This window comes from Arcicella rigui (assembly GCF_034929435.1).
GTDB lineage: Bacteria > Bacteroidota > Bacteroidia > Cytophagales > Spirosomataceae > Arcicella > Arcicella rigui.
Genome location: NZ_JAYFUM010000009.1, coordinates 126,987 through 146,624, shown reverse-complemented (window position 1 = coordinate 146,624; position 19,638 = coordinate 126,987). Strand labels below are relative to the sequence as shown.

General features: G+C 35.8%; 14 protein-coding genes. All 14 read left to right on the top strand.

Going from position 1 to position 19,638, the window contains the following annotated elements:
- The first annotated feature begins 103 nt into the window (after window positions 1-103).
- The 14 genes from VB248_RS09395 (at window position 104) to VB248_RS09330 (ending at window position 19,600) form a co-directional block, all read left to right on the top strand.
- The gene (locus VB248_RS09395; RefSeq protein ID WP_323296511.1) at window positions 104-538 is read left to right on the top strand and encodes a YkvA family protein; all 435 of its coding nucleotides are present in this window, start codon (window positions 104-106) and stop codon (window positions 536-538) included.
- A gap of 109 nt (window positions 539-647) precedes the next feature.
- Window positions 648-851, top strand: a complete 204-nt coding sequence (locus VB248_RS09390) for a Sec-independent protein translocase subunit TatA/TatB (protein WP_323296510.1) — start codon at window positions 648-650, stop codon at window positions 849-851.
- A gap of 180 nt (window positions 852-1,031) precedes the next feature.
- Window positions 1,032-2,456 carry an Asp-tRNA(Asn)/Glu-tRNA(Gln) amidotransferase subunit GatA gene (gatA, locus tag VB248_RS09385; RefSeq protein ID WP_323296509.1) on the top strand — a complete coding sequence of 475 codons (1,425 nt, stop codon included), beginning with the start codon at window positions 1,032-1,034 and terminating at the stop codon, window positions 2,454-2,456.
- 301 nt (window positions 2,457-2,757) lie between these two features.
- Entirely contained in the window at window positions 2,758-4,281 is a 1,524-nt protein-coding gene (locus VB248_RS09380) for a lytic transglycosylase domain-containing protein (RefSeq protein ID WP_323296508.1), read from the top strand.
- A gap of 160 nt (window positions 4,282-4,441) precedes the next feature.
- Window positions 4,442-5,035: a Holliday junction branch migration protein RuvA gene (ruvA, locus tag VB248_RS09375; RefSeq protein WP_323296507.1), complete on the top strand. Its 594-nt coding sequence runs from the start codon at window positions 4,442-4,444 to the stop codon at window positions 5,033-5,035.
- A gap of 187 nt (window positions 5,036-5,222) precedes the next feature.
- Window positions 5,223-12,488, top strand: a complete 7,266-nt coding sequence (gene sov, locus VB248_RS09370; protein ID WP_323296506.1) for a T9SS outer membrane translocon Sov/SprA — start codon at window positions 5,223-5,225, stop codon at window positions 12,486-12,488.
- Between the two features lie 94 nt (window positions 12,489-12,582).
- Window positions 12,583-12,963, top strand: a complete 381-nt coding sequence (gene gcvH, locus VB248_RS09365; protein WP_323296505.1) for a glycine cleavage system protein GcvH — start codon at window positions 12,583-12,585, stop codon at window positions 12,961-12,963.
- 292 nt (window positions 12,964-13,255) lie between these two features.
- The gene (locus VB248_RS09360) at window positions 13,256-14,524 is read left to right on the top strand and encodes a dihydroorotase (protein ID WP_323296504.1); all 1,269 of its coding nucleotides are present in this window, start codon (window positions 13,256-13,258) and stop codon (window positions 14,522-14,524) included.
- Window positions 14,525-14,676: 152 nt separating this feature from the next.
- The gene (locus tag VB248_RS09355; RefSeq protein ID WP_323296503.1) at window positions 14,677-15,228 is read left to right on the top strand and encodes a DUF4199 domain-containing protein; all 552 of its coding nucleotides are present in this window, start codon (window positions 14,677-14,679) and stop codon (window positions 15,226-15,228) included.
- A gap of 2 nt (window positions 15,229-15,230) precedes the next feature.
- Window positions 15,231-15,764: a DUF4199 domain-containing protein gene (locus VB248_RS09350; RefSeq protein ID WP_323296502.1), complete on the top strand. Its 534-nt coding sequence runs from the start codon at window positions 15,231-15,233 to the stop codon at window positions 15,762-15,764.
- 30 nt (window positions 15,765-15,794) lie between these two features.
- Window positions 15,795-16,517: a gliding motility-associated ABC transporter permease subunit GldF gene (gene gldF, locus VB248_RS09345; protein WP_323296501.1), complete on the top strand. Its 723-nt coding sequence runs from the start codon at window positions 15,795-15,797 to the stop codon at window positions 16,515-16,517.
- Between the two features lie 271 nt (window positions 16,518-16,788).
- Entirely contained in the window at window positions 16,789-17,094 is a 306-nt protein-coding gene (locus tag VB248_RS09340; RefSeq protein WP_323296500.1) for a DUF4286 family protein, read from the top strand.
- A 161-nt stretch (window positions 17,095-17,255) separates the two neighbouring features.
- Window positions 17,256-18,047, top strand: a complete 792-nt coding sequence (locus tag VB248_RS09335; protein WP_323296499.1) for a hypothetical protein — start codon at window positions 17,256-17,258, stop codon at window positions 18,045-18,047.
- Window positions 18,048-18,127: 80 nt separating this feature from the next.
- Entirely contained in the window at window positions 18,128-19,600 is a 1,473-nt protein-coding gene (locus VB248_RS09330; RefSeq protein WP_323296498.1) for a Gfo/Idh/MocA family protein, read from the top strand.
- Window positions 19,601-19,638 lie beyond the last annotated feature (38 nt).

The following is a 19,638-nucleotide window of genomic DNA, read 5'->3' as shown; positions in this document are numbered from 1 at the left end:
CCTTTTTTGTAAAATTCTTAGTAAAAGTTTGGTAAATTGTATATTTGTCTTGCGTTAATAGCGTAAATTCGCTGAAAGTAAATGATAATCAATCTACTAAATCATGGAAAATAAAGAATTATTGAGCCGAGTATTAAAATCAGTTTTCTTTAAAACTGCTTCTAAAAAAGCGGGAAAATATGCAGGAGCAGGTTTGGCAATTTTGGAATTATTAAGAGAAACACTCACCAAAGCCAAAGAAGTAGCTCAAAAAGAAAACAAGGGAATCGGACAAGTACTTGCCGACCGAATTACAACGCTCAGTAGAATGGTAAAAGCTTATGTATCGGGGCAATATAGAATAGTGCCTTGGAGTTCTATTTTAAAGATTCTAACAGTTTTGATTTATTTTATTTCACCATTCGACTTTATTCCTGATTTTTTACCAATTATAGGGCTTTCCGATGATTTGGCTTTGGTCATGTGGGTATTTACTTCGCTCAGAACAGATATTGAGAATTTTATCGCTTGGGAAAAAGGTGAATTATTGTCGGAATAGAGCCTTTACAAGGCTCTGTATGCTATTCTGATAAAAGAAAAACTAAAAACTGAAAACTAAAATCTAAAATCATTGCTTATCTTTACGCAAATATTTAATAACTAAGGACATGGAACTTACTTCAATTTTTATCTTTTTAAACATGGGCGGTCCAGAATTAATTTTGGTGGGTTTAGCTGTGTTGTTATTTTTTGGCGGTAAAAAATTACCAGAATTAATGAAAGGCTTAGGAAAAGGCATCAAAGAATTCAAGGAAGCTCAGAAAGATGTTACTGAGCAAATTACTAAAGGCTTAGAAGACGATACAAAATAGTATTAAAGTATTTTTGACCAGAGCATAGTCAAGATGATTTTTCCCGTCTTGACTATGCTTTTGTTTTGTTAAGCAATTGGACAAAATTAAAACTTGGTACTCTTTGTTAGCAAATATTATCAATAAAATTCTCTGATTTTCAGGTATTTATTGACATTACACTAAAATTTAGAATTATTTATGAAAGTATATTCAACCTTAAAAGATATTCAAACAGACCTTTACGCTGGTAGCCTTACTTGTCGCCAGTTAGTAGAATTCTATTTGAGAAATATTGAGGAGAAGAACAAAACGTTGAACGCTTTTTTATCAGTTTTTGATGAAGAAGCTTTAGCAAAAGCTGACGAAATTGATGCTAAAATCAAAGCTGGAACAGCTAAAAAATTGGCTGGGATGGTTTTGGGAATTAAAGATTTGCTTTGTTATAAAGACCACGTTTCACAAGCAGGAAGTAAGATTTTAAATGGTTTTGAATCACAATTTACCGCTACGGCTGTACAAAGAGTGATTGATGAAGATGCCATTATTATTGGTCGTCAGAACTGTGATGAATTCGGAATGGGTTCAACCAATGAAAATTCAGCCTTTGGGCCATGTTTAAATGCGGTGGGTGAAAATCGTGTAGCAGGTGGTTCATCGGGTGGTTCGGCAGTGGCAGTTCAAGCAGATATGTGTTTGGCTTCTTTGGGTACAGATACAGGTGGTTCGGTAAGAATGCCAGCTGGTTTTTGTGGCTTAGTTGGGCTAAAACCTACTTATACTCGTGTATCTCGTTGGGGTTTGATTGCCTACGCTTCTTCATTTGATTGTATCGGGCCTATTACAAAATCAGTTTCTGATGCCGCTATTTTATTAGAAGTAATTGCTGGAAAAGACGAAAACGATAGTACAGTTTCAAGAAAAGAAGTACCTTCTTATTCAAATTATCAGTCAGAAAAGAAAACCTTTAAGATTGGTTATTTGAAAGAAGCCGTAGAAAGTGAAGGTTTGCAAGCAGAAGTAAAAGCTGCCACATTGGCGAAATTGGAGTTGTTGAAAGCCCAAGGTCATCAAGTAGAAGCAGTTGATTTTCCCTTGATAAAATACTTCTTACCTACTTACTATACCTTGACCACCGCAGAGGCGAGTTCAAACTTATCAAGGTTTGATGGCGTTCGTTATGGACATAGAAGTGCTGAGGCTACGGATTTGATGTCGCTTTATAAAAAATCAAGGTTTGAAGGTTTTGGCAAAGAAGTAAGAAAAAGAATCATGTTAGGCACTTTTGTGCTAAGTGCAAGTTATTACGATGCCTACTATACCAAAGCACAAAAAGCCAGACGCTTGATTAAAGAATATACCGATAATTTATTATCTGAATACGACTTTTTGGTTTGCCCAACTACGCCAACCACCGCCTACAAATTAGGAGAAAAAACATCTGACCCATTACAAATGTATTTGGGCGACTTGTTTACCGTTCAAGCAAATGTAGTTGGCTTACCTGCCATTTCAGTTCCAAATGGATTAGATAACGACGGAATGCCAATTGGGTTTCAAGTAATGGCTGGTGCTTTTGAAGAAGCATCGTTATTAGCTTTTGCTCAGGAATTGTATCAAAACTAAAAATTTTGAGTTTTTATCTTTTTACAGATATTAAAATAATTACATTTTATCATTTCCCTTATCCTGAATCTTCACAAAGAAGGATAAGGGAAATTTTTTTAAAGACTAATCTTGTAGTCAATTCACTGTCTGCCGTTTCCATTTTTAATAAAAAAAGCAAAAAGCTTATTTCTTTATTAAAGACTACACATTCTTTTATTAATACAAAATGTTGTTCGTTTTTTAAGTATAATTTAATTAAATTTGTACTTGTTAGTTTTGTAATTGAACCATTAATAAATGATTGACCCATCCTTACCGTATGATACTTGCCACTTTTAGAACATTTAGTCTTGCTTGTTTACTCTTGGTAGGCACAATGACAAATGCCCAAATAACAGCAGGCCCAGACCAAGAAACTGCGAAAACAGATACCACGACGGTAACAAATGTACAGCCAATTGTTGAACCTGAGCCTACTTGGTTAATCGACCCTAAGATTGTAGAGCCTCGTTTATTAGCCCTTCAAAAAGAGATTCCTCTTACATATAATACTGTTACTCATCAGTTTGTAGAGTATTTTGCCTACCGTAAACCTTCGTTTACGAAAACGATGCTCGAACGTAAAGGTGTTTTTTTCCCTTTGTATGAGAAGTATTTAAAGAAATATAATCTACCCGACGAACTGAAGTATTTGTCATTGATTGAATCAGGTCTGAACCCTAAAGTAATATCTCGTGCTGGGGCAGGTGGTTTGTGGCAGTTTATGCCAAAAACTGCTCGTGTAGATTTTGGTTTGAAGATAGATGAGTACGTAGATGAACGTTTTGACCCTGAAAAAGCTACTGAAGCTGCCTGTAAATATATGCGTCAGTTGTATAATATTTTCGGAGACTGGCATTTGGTTTTAGCGGCATACAACACAGGGCCGGGAAATGTGCGTAGAGCTATTCGCAAAAGTAATGGTGGACAAACTTTCTGGGAAATTTACAATTATTTGCCTCGTGAAACCCGTGCTTATGTGCCACAGTATATTGGTATTTTGTACATGATGAACCATGCTGATTCACATGATATTTATGCTGAAAATTTAGAAACAGCACTTCCACACGATACTATCCTTGTAAACTCTTATATTGACTTAGATAAATTCGCCTCTTTGAGTAATATTTGTTTAGAAGATATTCAAAGATTGAACCCACACGTTTTGACTCATATTTTACCAAGTCAGACTCGTAATTTTCAGTTGAGACTTCCTAAATACGACTTAGCTTTTTTCAAAGATAATCGTAAAACAATTTTGGATTCGGCAACTAAAATGCCCGCTTCAATTTTTGAGAAAGCTCAACAAAATACTGAAATATTATTAGCAAGAAGGACTGATGATACTACTTTGAAGGCAAACTTAACTGCCGCTGCGGTTACGGAAAACAAAGAAACGATTGAAGACGACATGGAAGATGTTGTAATCAACAAAAAGCCGAAAAAGAAAGTATATGTAGTGCGTAAAAAAGATAATTTGAGTGATATTGCCGAGCGTTTTGATGTAGATGTTTATGATATTAAAGTGTGGAATCATTTGAAAAACTCTATGATTCAGCCCGGACAAAAATTAGTGATTTTCAAAGAAGTAGCGGTTTCAAGTACGATTAAGTACGCACGTTCAAATCATAAAGACAAAGAAAACGTTCGTAAAGGAAAAGTACGTTTCCATAATGTACAAGATGGCGATACACTTTGGAATATTTCACAACGTTATGGCGGTATTTCAATTGACAAATTGAAAAAGCTCAACGGAATAAAAAGTAATATTGTAAAAGCTGGAATGAAAATCCGAGTTTCATAAACGAAGGCTTTAGCCAACAGACATTAATTTAAAAGTCCGTATGACATTTGTGTTATGCGGACTTTTGCGTATTTTTGAATTTATCAAATATATTCACAAAGGAGAAAATCTATCGTTTAGAAAAGACAACGTAAGAATTTCTATTAATACAAAAGTTTAGATGATTGCCTATATCGACGGTAAATTGACTTATAAAGACCCTGCCTACGTTATTATTGACGTGCATGGTGTTGGCTATGAAATCAAGATTTCATTACAAACCTATGCCGCTTTGCAAGACGGAACAGAACGCTGTAAACTCTACACATTTTTGAATATCCGAGAAGACGCCCATATTTTATACGGTTTTAAAGAACCTGATGAAAAAACACTTTTCTTGGATTTGGTGAGTGTATCTGGGATTGGGCCAAGTACTGCTTTGGTCATGTTGTCGTCGATGTCATCGGCTGAAATTCGTCATGCAATCATGAACGAAGACGTAAAAACGATTCAGAGTATCAAAGGAATTGGAGCAAAAACCGCTCAAAGAGCCATTATCGAACTCAAAGATAAGCTCAGGAAAGAAAATATGTTGGGTACTGCTACGCCTTCGATGTTCCCAGTACAAAGTACCAAAGTGAGAAACGAAGCTTTGGCAGCCTTAGTTACTTTGGGAATACCGAAAAATGTAGCAGAGAAAAGTATAGACGCCATTTTGAAAAAAGAAGGACAAGATATTACGGTAGAACAATTAATTAAAATGGCGTTACGATAATTGTTTTAGTTTTCAAGAAATATTATGTTAAAAAATTACTTCTTGAAAATATTGAGTATCATACAGACGTTTGAAAATAAGGTAAAGAGTCCAACTTTACCTTATTGAGATTGATTAGAGTGTTAATTTCTCAATAGTGCCACATCAAACAAAATACTTCGGTATTTGACTATCAAGCTACTTAACTGTGCAACGAAAAAAGTTTTACTTACTTTCTGGAGGTTTTATATTGTCAGTTTTTGCTTCTCTTGCATGGGTTTCGCCTGTGCGTGAATTAGCACATCATCTGGCACCGAATACTTCACGAAAATTATTTTCTGCTATTACCGACACCACCCTTAAAAAATCGGGTAAATATCCTCGCTTAAAATTAAAAGACCGTCGTGCTACTCGTTTTTCTGAAAAAACGCCTTCTTCTCCATTTGTGGTGAAAGACAATAAAAATTTTAGCACAGATTTTAAATTAGATTCTTCAGGAAAAATATCTGTTTACGAAAAAATCAATAATCTTAACGGCAATCCAGACTATCGCCCTGCTGAACAGCTAAGTATTAAGCAATACTCTACGCTACAAGAAAGTCGGTTTATGCGAGACTATTGGCGAAAATACGCTGCTTCGCAAGATGGAAAAGACGAAACAAAGGGAAGAGGTTTGTTGCCAAAACTTGAATTACCGCCAGCCATTGACAGAATTTTCGGAGGCACTCAAGTGGATTTTAAACCAAACGGATTTGTATTGTTGGACATTGGTTACTTAGGGCAGTTTGTTGATAATCCAGCGATTCCAGTGCAACAACGGTATATCGGAAATTTGAATTTTACCGAACAAGCCAATATCAACTTTCAAGGAAAAATTGGTGACAAGCTGAATATTAATACCAATTTTGATACAAAAGCAAGTTTCAATTTTCAAAATCAATTAAAACTTAACTGGCGAACGAATGAAGAAGATATTTTACAAAATGTAGAAGTTGGAAATACCTCGTGGCAACTCAATAGCCAATTGATACCGGGCGTTCAAAACCTTTTCGGTTTGAAAACTTTGATGCGTTTTGGGAATTTAGACGTAACTACGGTTATTGCACAACAGCGTTCAAAACAAGATTGTATTACGCTAAAAGGCGGTACTCAAGGGAAATCTTTTGAAATAAAATCAAGTGCTTATGATGAAAATAGACACTTTTTCCTTTCAAATTATTTTAGAGATAATTACGAACGCTCGCTCAAGAATTTGCCAATTATTACTTCGGGTATTACTATTACTCGTGTTGAAGTATATGTAACCAACCGAACACAAAGTACTGAAACCTTACGGAATTTGGCAGCTTTCTCTGATTTAGGAGAAGGAAATCCTTATAATAAAATCAGTAAAAATATTCAGCCAATCAACGGTAATGCACAAACTCCCGTTGACAATAAAAACAATGGTTTGTATGATAAGCTAAGAGCCGATTCGGAAGTAAGAAAAGCAGACCAAGCTACTTATCGTTTACAATCAGAATTTGGACTGACCAAAGGAACTGACTTTGATTTATTGCGTGGGGCAAAAAGACTTACTGACCGTGAATTTAAGTTCAGTCCAGAATTGGGATATATTTCATTGATTACTCCTTTGAGAAACGATGAAATTCTTGCAGTTTCCTATGAATATACTTTGAACGGACAAAGACATCAAGTAGGAGAGCTTACAGAAGATTACCAAGACCTTGCCGATGATAAAGTATTGATTTTGAAAATGTTAAAATCTTCAACCATCCGAAACAATCTGGAGCATCCGATGTGGGATTTGATGATGAAAAACGTTTACACACTCAATGCCATGCAATTGTCAAAGCAGGGTTTTCAGTTGAGAGTCGTTTATAAAGATGACCAAACAGGCGTTGATAACCCTAATTTACAAGAAGGGAGAAAGTTGAAAGATGTGCCTTTGATTAGAGTTTTGGGACTTGATAAATTGAATCAAAACGGAGATGCACAAGTAGATGGAAACTTTGACTTTGTAGAAGGCGTAACAGTTGATAGCAAAAATGGTAAAATTATATTTCCTGTACTTGAACCATTTGGCTCAACTTTACAAAAGCAGTTTGATATTGATGAAGCTCAATTAGCAGACAAATATGTGTTTGAAAAACTTTACAGTAGTACCCAAACCGATGCAGCACAAATTACCAGTAAAGATAAATTTTTCATAAAAGGTAGTTATCAGTCCTCTGGCGGAGGCGATGTATCTATTCCGATTGGGGTTGATGCAAAATCAGTACAAGTATCTGTGGGCGGTGTTCCTCTGACGGCAGGAACAGATTATATCGTTGAAGCTCAGTCGGCAAGAGTAAGAATTTTAGATAATACAGGTCTTGCCAACTCTGGTAGAGAAATCAAGATTTGTTATGAAAAACCTGATATTTTCAATAACCAAGTGCGTACTTTATTAGGAACACACTTGGATTATACCGTTGGACAAAACTTCCATTTGGGAGCAACCATTCAACACATGAAAGAAAGTACGCCTAATTTTTTAACCAGAGTACAAATCGGGAACGAACCCGTTAATAATACCATTTTCGGTTTTGACGCTTCCATTCAACGTCCTTCAAAATTTCTTACCAAATTAGTAGATGCTCTTCCTTTGATTTCTACAAAAGAAATGTCAGGAATTGATTTTCAAGGAGAGTACGCACAATTGATACCGGGTGTAAATAAGGCAGTGCAAGACAATGCTTTTATTGATGATTTTGAAGCAAGTAGAAGTATTTTTAGCTTGAGCAGTCAGGCGACATCTTGGAAACCTGGCTCAACGCCTTTGATGTTTCCTGATGCAGCCACTAATACTTATGCCAGTGCTTATAAAAGAGCAAAAATTTCGGCTTATATCGCCGATTTCAGTTTGTACGGAAGTGGCGGTTATGATATTAACGTGAGTGGAGTAAGTGCGGAGGAATCAGCGAAGTTTGCTTACGAAAGAGCCGTTTCGGTAACAAGTTTATTCCCCAATCGCCAGTTAGCCAACAATATTACAGGGCTTCCATTGGCAGTTTTAGACATTGCTTATTTCCCGGGAGAAAGAGGCTTGTACAATTATTCAACAGATTTGAACGATAGAGGTTTCTTGAATAATCCAACGCAAAACTTTGGAGCTATCACTCGTGCCATTACTTCGGATACCGATTTTGACAATGCCAATATTGAAACCTTAGAATTTTGGATGATGAATCCCTTGATTGAAGGCGATTTAGGAATTGTAAGAGCCACAGGCGATTTAGCAGTGGATAGAGTAAATAGCCAAAGAAGAAATCAAACTGGGGGAAAATTGATTTTTAATATTGGTGATATTTCAGAAGATTTTGTGCCAGATGGATTTTCAAATTTTGAAAATGGTATTCCTGCGGGTGAAAAAATTACTTCTGGTACATCTTTAAATGTAGAACAAACCATTTGGGGACTTGCTCCGCATCAACAGTTTGTAACGAATGCTTTCTCAAGTACTTCAGAAAGAAGTTTACAAGATGTTGGTTTAGACGGACTACCCAACAGAGCTACCGCTGACAATGAAAACCTAAATGAGCAGAAATTTTTTAGTACTTATTTAGATGAAGTTCGTAAAAAAGTAACCGACCAAACGGCTTTATTAGAATTTGAAAGCGACCCATCAGGAGATGATTTTGTCCATTATCTCAACGAAAAATATAACAATACTTCAAGTGTTGTACTTCGTTATAAAAATTACATGGGGCTTGAAAACAACTCGCCTACTACTTCGGCTTCTGCCAATACAAATTCTGGTTATACAGAATCGAGTAACCAACAACCCGACCGTGAAGATTTGAACAACGATAACACCGTAAATGATAACCAAGCTTATTATCAGTACGAGTTAGATTTGAAACAAGAAAAAATGGTGGTTGGACAAAACTATATTGTAGATAAAATCACCGAAAACGGCGTAGATTGGTTCTTGTTCAGAATTCCAATCAAAGAATATACTTCAAAAGTAGGGAATGTCAATGGCTTTAAATCCATGAGATTTATCCGTACTTTCCTGACAGGTTGGGAACAACCCGTTGTACTTCGTATGACTTCGTTCCAACTTTCAGGTTTTCAATATCGTAAATATACAGGAGAACTTACGCCAAGAGGTTTGCAGGATGTACCAGAACCTTATGATGCCAATTTTAGAATCACGACCGTCAATATCGAAGAAAATGGCCCAGCCAATAAAGGAAATAATACTGTACCTTATGCAGTTCCGCCCGGTTTTGTTCGAGACAGAGATATTACTACCATTACTAACGCACAACTGAATGAACAATCTTTGAGCTTATGTGTAGATGGTTTGCGTGACGGAGATTCAAGAGCAGGTTTTAAAAATACACTTTTTGATTTTATCAATTATAAAAACCTTAAAATGTTCGTCCACATGAACAGTGCCAACAACGATGTGGAAGACAAAGTATCAGCTTTTATCAGAATTGGTACTGACTTGACAGACAACTATTATGAAGTAGAAACTAAAGGTTTGAAACAAACACATTATGCTACTTCATTGACTTCGGAAGAAGTTTGGCGTTCAGAAAATGAAATTGATATTCCTTTTGCTGTTATCAAAAGTGTAAAATTAGAACGTGACCGACTTGGAAAGAGTCTTACTTCGCCATACAGAAAAGAAGTAGTCGGCAATAATGGACACACGTATTTTGTTACCGTTGTGGGTCGTCCCGACCAAAGTGCTATTCTAACCACAATGATTGGTGTAAGAAACCCAAAATCAGCCGATGAACAAGCAAAATCTTTTTGTATTTGGGTAGATGAACTACGAGCATCAGGCTTTGACCAAACTTCTGGACAAGCCGCTCTTGGAAAATTAGGCTTGAAATTGGCAGATTTTGCCAATGTAACGATGAGTGGTTCGTTTAAAAACTTTGGTTTTGGAGGAGTACAATCGAAGATTTCAGAAAGAGCCAGAGAAAATACGATTGAGTATGGTATCGCTGCCAATATTAATATCGACAAGCTTTTTCCTGAAAAATGGGGAATGAAAATCCCACTTTACGTAAGCTATGATAGAAGAAATGTAGCACCCACTTATAACCCGCTCGACCCAGACATTTATCTTGACAGTACTTTAGCCACCATTTCTAACCCGATTGAGCGTGAAAAGTACCGAAAAATGGTACAAGATAATACTGAAAGAAAGGGTATTAATTTAACCAACGTTCGGAAAATAAAAACCAAACCTAATGCAGTTACGCATTTGTGGGACATTGAAAATATCAGTATTACCTACGCTTTTGCTGAAACAAAAAGAAGTAGTATTCTGATTGATGAATACCGACAAACTTCGCATAGAGGAGGGCTGAGGTACTCTTACACCAATAATCCGAGGTACATTGAACCATTTAGGCGAATGAAAACCGAACATCCATTACTCCAGTGGGTGAAAGATTTTAATATTGCTCCTTTACCTACTTCCGTAACTCTGCGTGCTGAAATGGATAGAAGTTTTGTAAAAACGCAATTACGAAATGCACAAGTAAGCCTTTCGGGAAGTAGTGGAATACCGATTCTAACGACCGACGGCGTAGCTCCGATGTTTGAGAAGTACTGGACTTTTAATCGTTTTTATAATTTAGGTTGGAATTTAACTAAAAGCGTAACTCTCAATTATAGTGCTACTGCCAACGCCATTATTGATGAACCTTATGGAGAACTAACGACTCAGAAAGACCGAGATTCAGTAAATGCCAATTTACGACGCTTTGGTCGTGTGAAAAATTTCGACCAACAAGTAAACTCAGTTTGGCGTTTACCATTGAATAAATCACCGCTAACCGACTGGATGACGGCAGAGTATTCGCATCGTTTTGGTTATACTTATGCGGCGAATTCTTACAACATTGTAGATTCATTAGGAACACCTTTTGGAAATATTATTAAAAATACCAGAAACCGAGGAATCACTGGAAAAATAGATTTAGTAGCACTTTACAACCGTGTAAGAGCTTTAAGAATTGCCAATCAACCAAGAGTTATCAGGAAAAATATTGCTCGAAATCCGGGTGACGATGAAGAAATTATAAAACCTCAGTCCAACATTCTCAAAAGTATTACTCGTTTGTTGATGACTGTCAGGGGAATTAATGTCAATTATAATATTGATGAATCTACGACTTTGGCTGGTTTTATGCCAAATCCCGGTTTGTTTGGGATGAACAACCAAAGTACAGCACCCGGTTTTGGTTTTATTACAGGAAGTCAGGATGGTAATATTCGTTTCAGGGCAGCCGAAAACGGTTGGCTTACTAAAAGTACAGTTCAGAACGTTCCATTTGTACAAACCCGAACGCAAAATTTCACCTACCGAAGTGCTTTAGAACCTGTCAGAGATTTCAAAATTCAGATTGAAGGAAAATGGAGTAGGACAGATAATTATCAAGAGTTTTTCAGACCCGCTTCGGTTGGGGGAGAATTCCAAAGTCAAAGTCCTGTACGCTCTGGAAATTACAGTATGTCATTTTTATCTTTCTTGACTACCTTTGATAGTAATTCACCAGATGACAATTCCGTGATTTTTAATCGTTTTAGAAGTTATCGTCAGATTATTTTAGAAAGACTTAATTCACAGAAATCTGGTTCTGGCGAATACAATCTAAACTCACAAGATGTATTAATTCCTGCTTTTTTTGCGGCATACAGTGGCGTTTCACCGAATAAAGTAAGCTTTTCACCTTTTGTGAATTTACCTTTGCCCAACTGGCGAGTAGATTACAATGGTTTAACCAATGTACCGTGGTTTAAGCAAAGATTTTCAACGATTTCGCTGACACATTCTTATACTTCTACTTATAGCGTAGGAAATTTTGTGTCATCTTTGGAATATACAGACCCATTCCAATTGACTTTAGATAATTTGATGTATCCACTGTCATCTAAAGTAAATTCAGACGGTACTTTGATACCCGTTTTTGTGATGAGCGTAATCAAATTTGAAGAGCGTTTTGCTCCATTTGTAGGTTTTAATGCTATTACAAAAAGTAAAATTTCTTTGAAATTTGAATATAACCAAGATAGAACAGTAGGTTTGAATTTAGCGAACTCGCAAGTAAATGAACTAAGCAATAAAGATTTGACGGTAGGAATGGGCTTTACCAAAGCCAATATGTTAGTACCTTTCAATGTAAGAGGCAGAAGAGTAAGGCTTCCGAATGATTTGAAATTTAGTGCTAATTTGACAATCAGAGACACCCGAACGATTCAGAGAAAATTAGATGCAGAAACAGTTGTTACGCAAGGATTTATCAATTTTCAATTCCGTCCACAGGCATCTTACAACGTAAATAAACGCCTAAGTGTGAATGTTTACTTTGATAAAATGTTTAATAATCCATTGGTTTCAAACTCTTATTATCGTTCAACAGTGGCAGCAGGTTTCCAAGTACGCTTTAGTTTATCTGAATAAAACAGCTTGATTATTGATAGGCAAGGTTTTTGAACTTTACTAATTTTAATTTAACTTGCGAGCCAATTTAAAAATCAACAAAAAATCGACAGAGATGAATTTTCCAGCAGAGCTTCGTTATACAAAAGAACACGAATGGGTGAAATTAGAGGGTGATATTGCTATCGTAGGAATCACAGATTTTGCACAAGGTGAATTAGGTGATATTGTTTACGTAGAAATCGAAACAGAAGGACAAACCTTAGCACAAGACGAAATTTTTGGTTCAGTTGAAGCTGTAAAAACAGTTTCAGATTTGTTTTTACCAGTAGCAGGCGAAGTTTTAGAAGTAAATGAAGCTTTAGTAAACGCTCCTGAATTAGTAAACTCAGACCCTTATGGTGAAGGCTGGATGATTAAAATGAAAGTAGCTAATCCTGCTGACGTTGAAGCTTTGATGGATGCTGATACTTACCAAGCACACGTTGGACATTAATCCAAAATAGATACTTGATAAAGCCCTGACAGTCAGGGCTTTTTTTTGATACACAAATCTCTGCATGATTCCAATCTATCAGAATAAGGTTCGCTACAAATTAAGTGATTAGTAAAAAGTGATTGGTGATTGTTATTTTAGGTAGCTGACAATCAAAATTTTACCTAAATCAAAACGTCACTTAAATTGTGTTCATTACTTATATTGAGAGTATCCACCAAAATTGATTTAAAGAAATAGACATCAAAGACAATCAAAACACAAATAGAACATTTAAGTCTTGGTAAAAAATATGAAAATTCTGATTCGTTCCGCTAAAATTATTGCTAAGAACTCTGACCTCAACGGACAGGTAAAAGATATTTTTGTTGAAGAAGGCATCATTCGTCATATAGATGAACAAATAAATCTTGAAGCAGACGAAATTATAGAAGGTAAAAATATTTGTGTTTCAATAGGTTGGTTCGATTTAAGAGTACATCCCAAAGAACCGGGCTACGAACACAAAGAAAGTTTTGAGTCGATGGAGGCTGCCGCTTTGGCTGGCGGATTTTCTGAAATTGCTTTATTGCCCAATACCAAACCAGTAGTACAAACTCGTGAGAGTGTAAAATATTTACAAAGAGCAGGGGAGAAGGTGAAGTTTCACCCGATGGCAGCCGTTACTTTGAAGTGCGAAGGTAAAGATTTTACCGAAATGATTGACCTTCACGAAGCGGGTGCAGTTGCCTTTACCGATGGCGAACATCCCATCCAAAATCCTGATATTCTCTTAAAAACTTTACAATACCTTTCTCAATTTGGTGGCGTACTTATCAATCGTCCTGAAGAAACAAATCTTACTCATTTCGGGCAAATGCACGATGGTATGATGAGTACTTTTTTGGGCATGAAAGGAATGCCACAAATGGCAGAAGAAATTATGTTGATGAGAGATTTGAAATTGCTTGAATACCTTATCAATACGCCTTTTACAGAAATTCCTACGGATAAAAGTCTATTGCATTTTGCAGGAATTTCGTCGGCTGAATCGGTGAATTTAATTAGAATGGGTAAAGATATGGGGCTTCCGATTACTTGTGATGTATCCGCTCATCAGCTTTGTTTTACCGAAAATGATTTGGTTGATTTTAATACAAACTTCAAAGTAAATCCTCCTTTCCGTACTCAGGAAGACGTAGAGGCACTTTGGAAAGGCTTGGAAGATGGAACAATTGATGCCATTGTTTCAGACCATAATCCACAGGACGAAGAGGCAAAGAAATTGGAATTTGATATGGCGGAGTTTGGTGTAATTGGTTTGGAAACACTTTTCGCTGCGGCTAATACTTATAATGAAAGTATGGACTTGGCGGATTTGATTGAAAAAATTACGGTAAATCCACGTAAAATTTTGAGACTTCCTATTCCTAAAATTAAAGAAGGAGTAAAGGCGAATTTAACGGTATTTTCGGAAGATGAAGAATGGATTTATCGTGAAAAGAAAATTGTTTCAAATTCAAAAAATTCACCTTTTATTGGAAAAACTTTAAGAGGAAAAGCTATAAGTGTAATTGTGTAAGCTTTGAGCTATAAGCTGTGAGCGATGAGCTATGAGTTATGAGCTTGTGAGTCAACTTTCAACTTTGTTTTACTCATAGCTCAAGGCTTATAGCTCAAAGCTTAAATCTCATAGCTCAAATCTCACAGCTCGTAGCTAAAAAAATCAAAAAAATGTTTAATAAATCATTTATCAAAACCATTGTTCTTTACGGTTTATTGGCTGGTTTTCTTACTTTAGGATACTGTCTGTTTGTAAAAAGTCTTGGACAAGTACCTTTAGATGGCAAAAAAGCACCTTCTGTTTTGCTAAGTTTTGTTTGTATGGTTTTGGCTGTTCGTGCATATCGTAAGAATAACACTGACCAAACTTTACATTTTTGGGAAGGACTTGCCGTAGCAAACCTTACGAATCTTTTCGGAGCAATTGTAAGTGCTGTTGGACTTTATTTTTGGTTAAGTTCATCTGGAAATACCATTTTATCTGACTATATTTCACAAACAATTCAGATGCTTCAAATGCCTTCTGTAAAAAATGGATATATCAAAGAAATGGGTGTAGAATCGTTCAACAGTATTATTGCCGCTTTTAAAGTATTATCGCCAAAAGATATTGCTGTTGACGAAATCATTGGTCTGAAAGGAAAAATCCCTTTAGGAATCCTTGTTTCAATTATGATTTCTCTGTTTTTTAGAAAGCAATATGTGTATATTAAAAACAAGTAACAATGGAAAATCAAACAACTACTACTCGAATTGCTCTTAAATGGGGATTGATTTCTGGGATTATCTCCATTATTTTATCATTGGCAACCCAATTTTTAGGTATTAAGAATACTGGCGATGCTTCTATTGGTTTTGTTCTAAGTATTATTGCTTTGGCATTTACTTGCTTGATACAAGTATTGGCAATGAAAGATTTTAAAAGTCAAAACAACGATTTGATGACCTACGGACAAGGTTTGGGAATTGGTTTGTTGGCTGGAACAGTTTGGGGAGTTGTTTCTGGAGGTTTCAATATGCTTTACATTAAATATATTGATAATTCAGAAGTAGTGCGTCAGGCGAATATGATGCGTGAAAAAATGGAAGAACAAGGCGGTTCAGAAGCACAAATGGAAATGAATGAGAAAATTATTGCTTGGGCTACCGACCCAAGTTTAGCTTTCATCGTTACGATTTTTATGGGTTTTCTAACTGGATTATTGCTGGCTTTGGTCATTTCTGCGATTCTGAAAAAGGAAAAATCAATTTTTGAGTAAGCGTTCAGCATTTGCAAAAGATAATTTATTATGTATCAAATCTTCAAAAAAGAAGTCAATACTTTTCTTAGCTCCTTGGTAGGCTATATTGTTATTGGTGTTTTTTTTACGGCTACTGGTTTATTTGTATGGTTTTTCAAAGACAATATTCTTGACTTTGGCTATGCAGATTTGTCTTCTTTTTTTCAAGTTGCTCCTTTTATCTTTTTGTTTCTGATACCTGCTATTACCATGAAGGCTTTTGCGGAGGAAGTAAAAACGGGAACTATTGAGTTACTGTTTACTAAACCGCTTTCAAAATGGCAGATTATTCTCGGAAAGTACTTTGCTTGTTGCTATTTGGTATTGTTATCTCTTCTGCCTACGGCAATTTATTATTACTCTGTATATCAGTTGGGCAATCCACAAGGAAATATTGATACCGCCGCCGTCATTAGTTCTTACTTGGGGCTTTTCTTTTTGGCTTGTGTATTTGTGGCAATTGGAATTTTTACTTCTTCATTAACCGACAACCAAGTAACTGCTTTTATTCTGGCATTTACGATTTGTTTGTTTTTGTATTATGGAATCGGACAATTAGCACAATTATCATTCTTGGGTGATTTTGCCTATATTTTTAATCAATTAGGTCTTGATTATCAATACGATGCTTTAGGTAAAGGCTTGATTGATTCCAGAAATCTTATTTACTTTTTTTCAGTGATATTCATAGCTCTTTGGGGAACAAAATTGAAATTATCGACGATTAGATGAGTTTTTTTATTGAGATACAAGAAGCAAGATACAAGATTTTAGACTTTAGGACTTTAAGATTTAGGACTTAAAGACTTTAAGATACAAGATTCAAGAAACAAGATTTTAGATTTTTGATTTTATGACTTGGGACTTTATAGCTTTAAGATACAAGAAGTAAGATTTTAGACTTTAGGACTTCAAGAAGTAAGATTTTAAATTTAAGACTTAAAAAGCAAAAAAAAGCTCAAAGCTAACTGCTCATAGCTCACAGCTAAAAACAATACAATTCATGCTATTTCATAATATTACTTATAATATCGACTTAAACGCTGAGGCGGATTTTTTGGATTGGATGCGAACTACACACATCCCAAATGTTATGCGTACTGGTTTTCCGAAAAGCTTTAAAATGCTGAAATTACTTACTGAAATTGATAATGGCGGAGTTACTTACTCTGTGCAATATTTTTTTGATAGTATTGAAGGTTTTGAAGTATATGAAAATGATTATTTAGACGACCTAAACTTGTCAGTTGATAAACGATACCGAGGAAAGTATGTGTTTTTTGCGAGTTTACTTCAAGAAATTTTTTAAACCATTTTAAGCAATGTAGCATTACATTGCTTATTTTGTTATTAATTAAAACCTCTATAAACATCTCTGATATTACTATGAAAAAAGGCTTGCTTCTATTTTGCTTCATTTTAGTTGGCTTTTGTGCCACTGCTCAAGATTATTATAAAAAAGATACCACCGTGTCCGTTCCCAGTATTTTCATCATTCGTTTGAAAGATGGCACGCAATTACTTGGTAAAATCATTGAGCAAAATACCGTTGAAAGTAAAATCCAAACTGAAAATATGGGGCTTGTTACAGTAAAAGCCGACCAGATTTTGAGTATGGAATTGTACGATAAAAATAAAAGTACTTTCAATAAATCGTATTATGAAAACCGATTTGTAAATCGCTTTATGTTTACACCCACCGCATTTCCAGTAGAAGCCGAAGCCGTAGAATACCACAATATAATGGTTTATTATAGCGAGTTTGCTATTGGTGTTACCAAAAGGCTAAGTGTTGGAGCAGGCTTTTTTACTATTATTCCAACTGAATTTTATAATTTAAAAGCTAAACTAAACGTCATATCCAACAAAAAAGTAAATCTATCTGTTTCTGGAAATCTTTTAGGAGGAGATCATATTGGACATACTTTAGCCGTAATTCCTTCGCTGAGTTTAGGAAAGAAAGAAGAGTTTTTTAATATAAGTCCAGTTTTTTTTGTAGAAGATAACAGTGGAAGTGTAGGAGTATCAATCGGATACATGAAAAAAATATCGCCGAACCTTACCTTCTTTACTGAAAACTTTTTTGCTTTAGATAACGGATTGAGTATTGAGGATGGATTTGTATTTTCGGGAGGCTTACGTTTCGATAGAGCAAGACATGCTTTTGATATAAACATTGCTTTTCCAGCAGGTTTAACATCAAGTGACTCAAAAGTATTTTTAATTCCCACTGTTGGCTATCATTTAAAACTTTCTAAATAGAATTATTGCTATAACAGGATAAAGTTTTTGTTGAATAAACGTAATTTGAGTTTTATTCTAAAGCAAACTCAAAATTAACTATGTCCAATTCTAAACAGCAAAACTCCAGAAGAGATTTTCTAAAAAAAGGTTCTTTAGCCGTTGGTAGCTTTTTTATTGTTCCTCGGCACGTGCTTGGTAAAGGCTTTATTGCCCCAAGCGATAAACTTAATATTGCAGCCATCGGTGCAGGTGGTAAAGGTCAATCTGATATTATAAATGCCTATAACAATGGAACTTCCAACGTAGTAGCGCTTTGTGATGTCGATTTTTCAAGAGCTAAAACTGCCTTTGATAAATTCCCTAATGCTAAAAAATACCGTGATTTTAGAGTAATGTTGGATGAAATGCGTTCGGATATTGATGCCGTAACGATTTCAACGCCCGACCATTTCCATGCTTATGCAGCCATGGCTTGTATGCAGCAAGGAAAGCACGTTTATGTACAAAAACCATTAACGCATAATATTGCTGAGGCTCGTTTATTGACAAACGCTGCCAGAAAGTACAAAGTAGTTACACAAATGGGAAATCAGGGGTCTTCAAACCCTGCTCAGAATGTAGCGATGAAATGGTTTGATGAAGGTAAAATTGGACCAGTACATACCGTAAATATTTGGACAAACCGTCCTGTTTGGCCACAAGGTATTCCAGTGCCAACAGACAAACCAAAATTAATTGATGCTATGTCTCCACAAGACTGGGATACTTGGGTTGGGCCGGCTCAATGGGTTGACTATCATCCATTGTATCATCCATTCAAATGGCGTGGTTGGTGGAATTTTGGTACAGGTGCTTTAGGAGATATTGGCTGTCATACAATCGACTCTGCTTTTAGAATTTTAGGTTTGGGCTATCCAACAGAAGTAGAATGTAGCGTTGGAGCGGTATTTATTAAAGATTGGACGCCAGAGTACATTCCAGAAGGTTGTCCGCCTTCGTCTCATGTGGAAATTAAATTCCCTGAAACCAAGAAGAATAAAACACCAATGAAAATGATTTGGATGGATGGCGGTATCAGACCAATGCACCCAGACTTGATTCCTGCCAATGAACCAATCAGTAATGATGCTGGAGCAAACGGTATTATCTTGACAGGTACAAAAGGAATTATGACTATCGGAATGTATGGCAATGACCCTAAAATCTATTTGAAATCAGGTGAGAAAATCGAAATGCCAAAAGATATTCCAAGCGATGTGAAAGGATTACCTGAGTACGGACACCAAGTAAGTTGGACAAATGCTTGTAAGGCAGGTTTTGAAAGTAAAGAACACAAAGCTTTAACTTCTTCGTTTGATTATTCTGGGCCACTTACTGAAACTGTTTTGATGGGTAATTTAGCCATTCGTAGTTATATGCTTCGTAAAAAGAATGAAAGAGGTGGATTTGATTTCTATGGAAGAAATAAATTACTCTGGAATGGCAACGATATGAAAATCACTAATTTTGATGATGCCAATCAATTTGTTGGTCGTGAATATCGTTCTGGCTGGAAAGTTGCAGATTTATAAAAATTGATAAGTATCAAAAAAAGCCGTCAAAAATTTAA

Coding starts and splice junctions, on each gene's coding strand:
- VB248_RS09395 (WP_323296511.1), top strand. CDS start 104: ATGGAAAATAAAGAATTATTGAGCCGAGTATTAAAATCAGTTTTCTTT.
- VB248_RS09390 (WP_323296510.1), top strand. CDS start 648: ATGGAACTTACTTCAATTTTTATCTTTTTAAACATGGGCGGTCCAGAA.
- gatA (WP_323296509.1), top strand. CDS start 1,032: ATGAAAGTATATTCAACCTTAAAAGATATTCAAACAGACCTTTACGCT.
- VB248_RS09380 (WP_323296508.1), top strand. CDS start 2,758: ATGATACTTGCCACTTTTAGAACATTTAGTCTTGCTTGTTTACTCTTG.
- ruvA (WP_323296507.1), top strand. CDS start 4,442: ATGATTGCCTATATCGACGGTAAATTGACTTATAAAGACCCTGCCTAC.
- gcvH (WP_323296505.1), top strand. CDS start 12,583: ATGAATTTTCCAGCAGAGCTTCGTTATACAAAAGAACACGAATGGGTG.
- VB248_RS09360 (WP_323296504.1), top strand. CDS start 13,256: ATGAAAATTCTGATTCGTTCCGCTAAAATTATTGCTAAGAACTCTGAC.
- VB248_RS09355 (WP_323296503.1), top strand. CDS start 14,677: ATGTTTAATAAATCATTTATCAAAACCATTGTTCTTTACGGTTTATTG.
- VB248_RS09350 (WP_323296502.1), top strand. CDS start 15,231: ATGGAAAATCAAACAACTACTACTCGAATTGCTCTTAAATGGGGATTG.
- gldF (WP_323296501.1), top strand. CDS start 15,795: ATGTATCAAATCTTCAAAAAAGAAGTCAATACTTTTCTTAGCTCCTTG.
- VB248_RS09340 (WP_323296500.1), top strand. CDS start 16,789: ATGCTATTTCATAATATTACTTATAATATCGACTTAAACGCTGAGGCG.
- VB248_RS09330 (WP_323296498.1), top strand. CDS start 18,128: ATGTCCAATTCTAAACAGCAAAACTCCAGAAGAGATTTTCTAAAAAAA.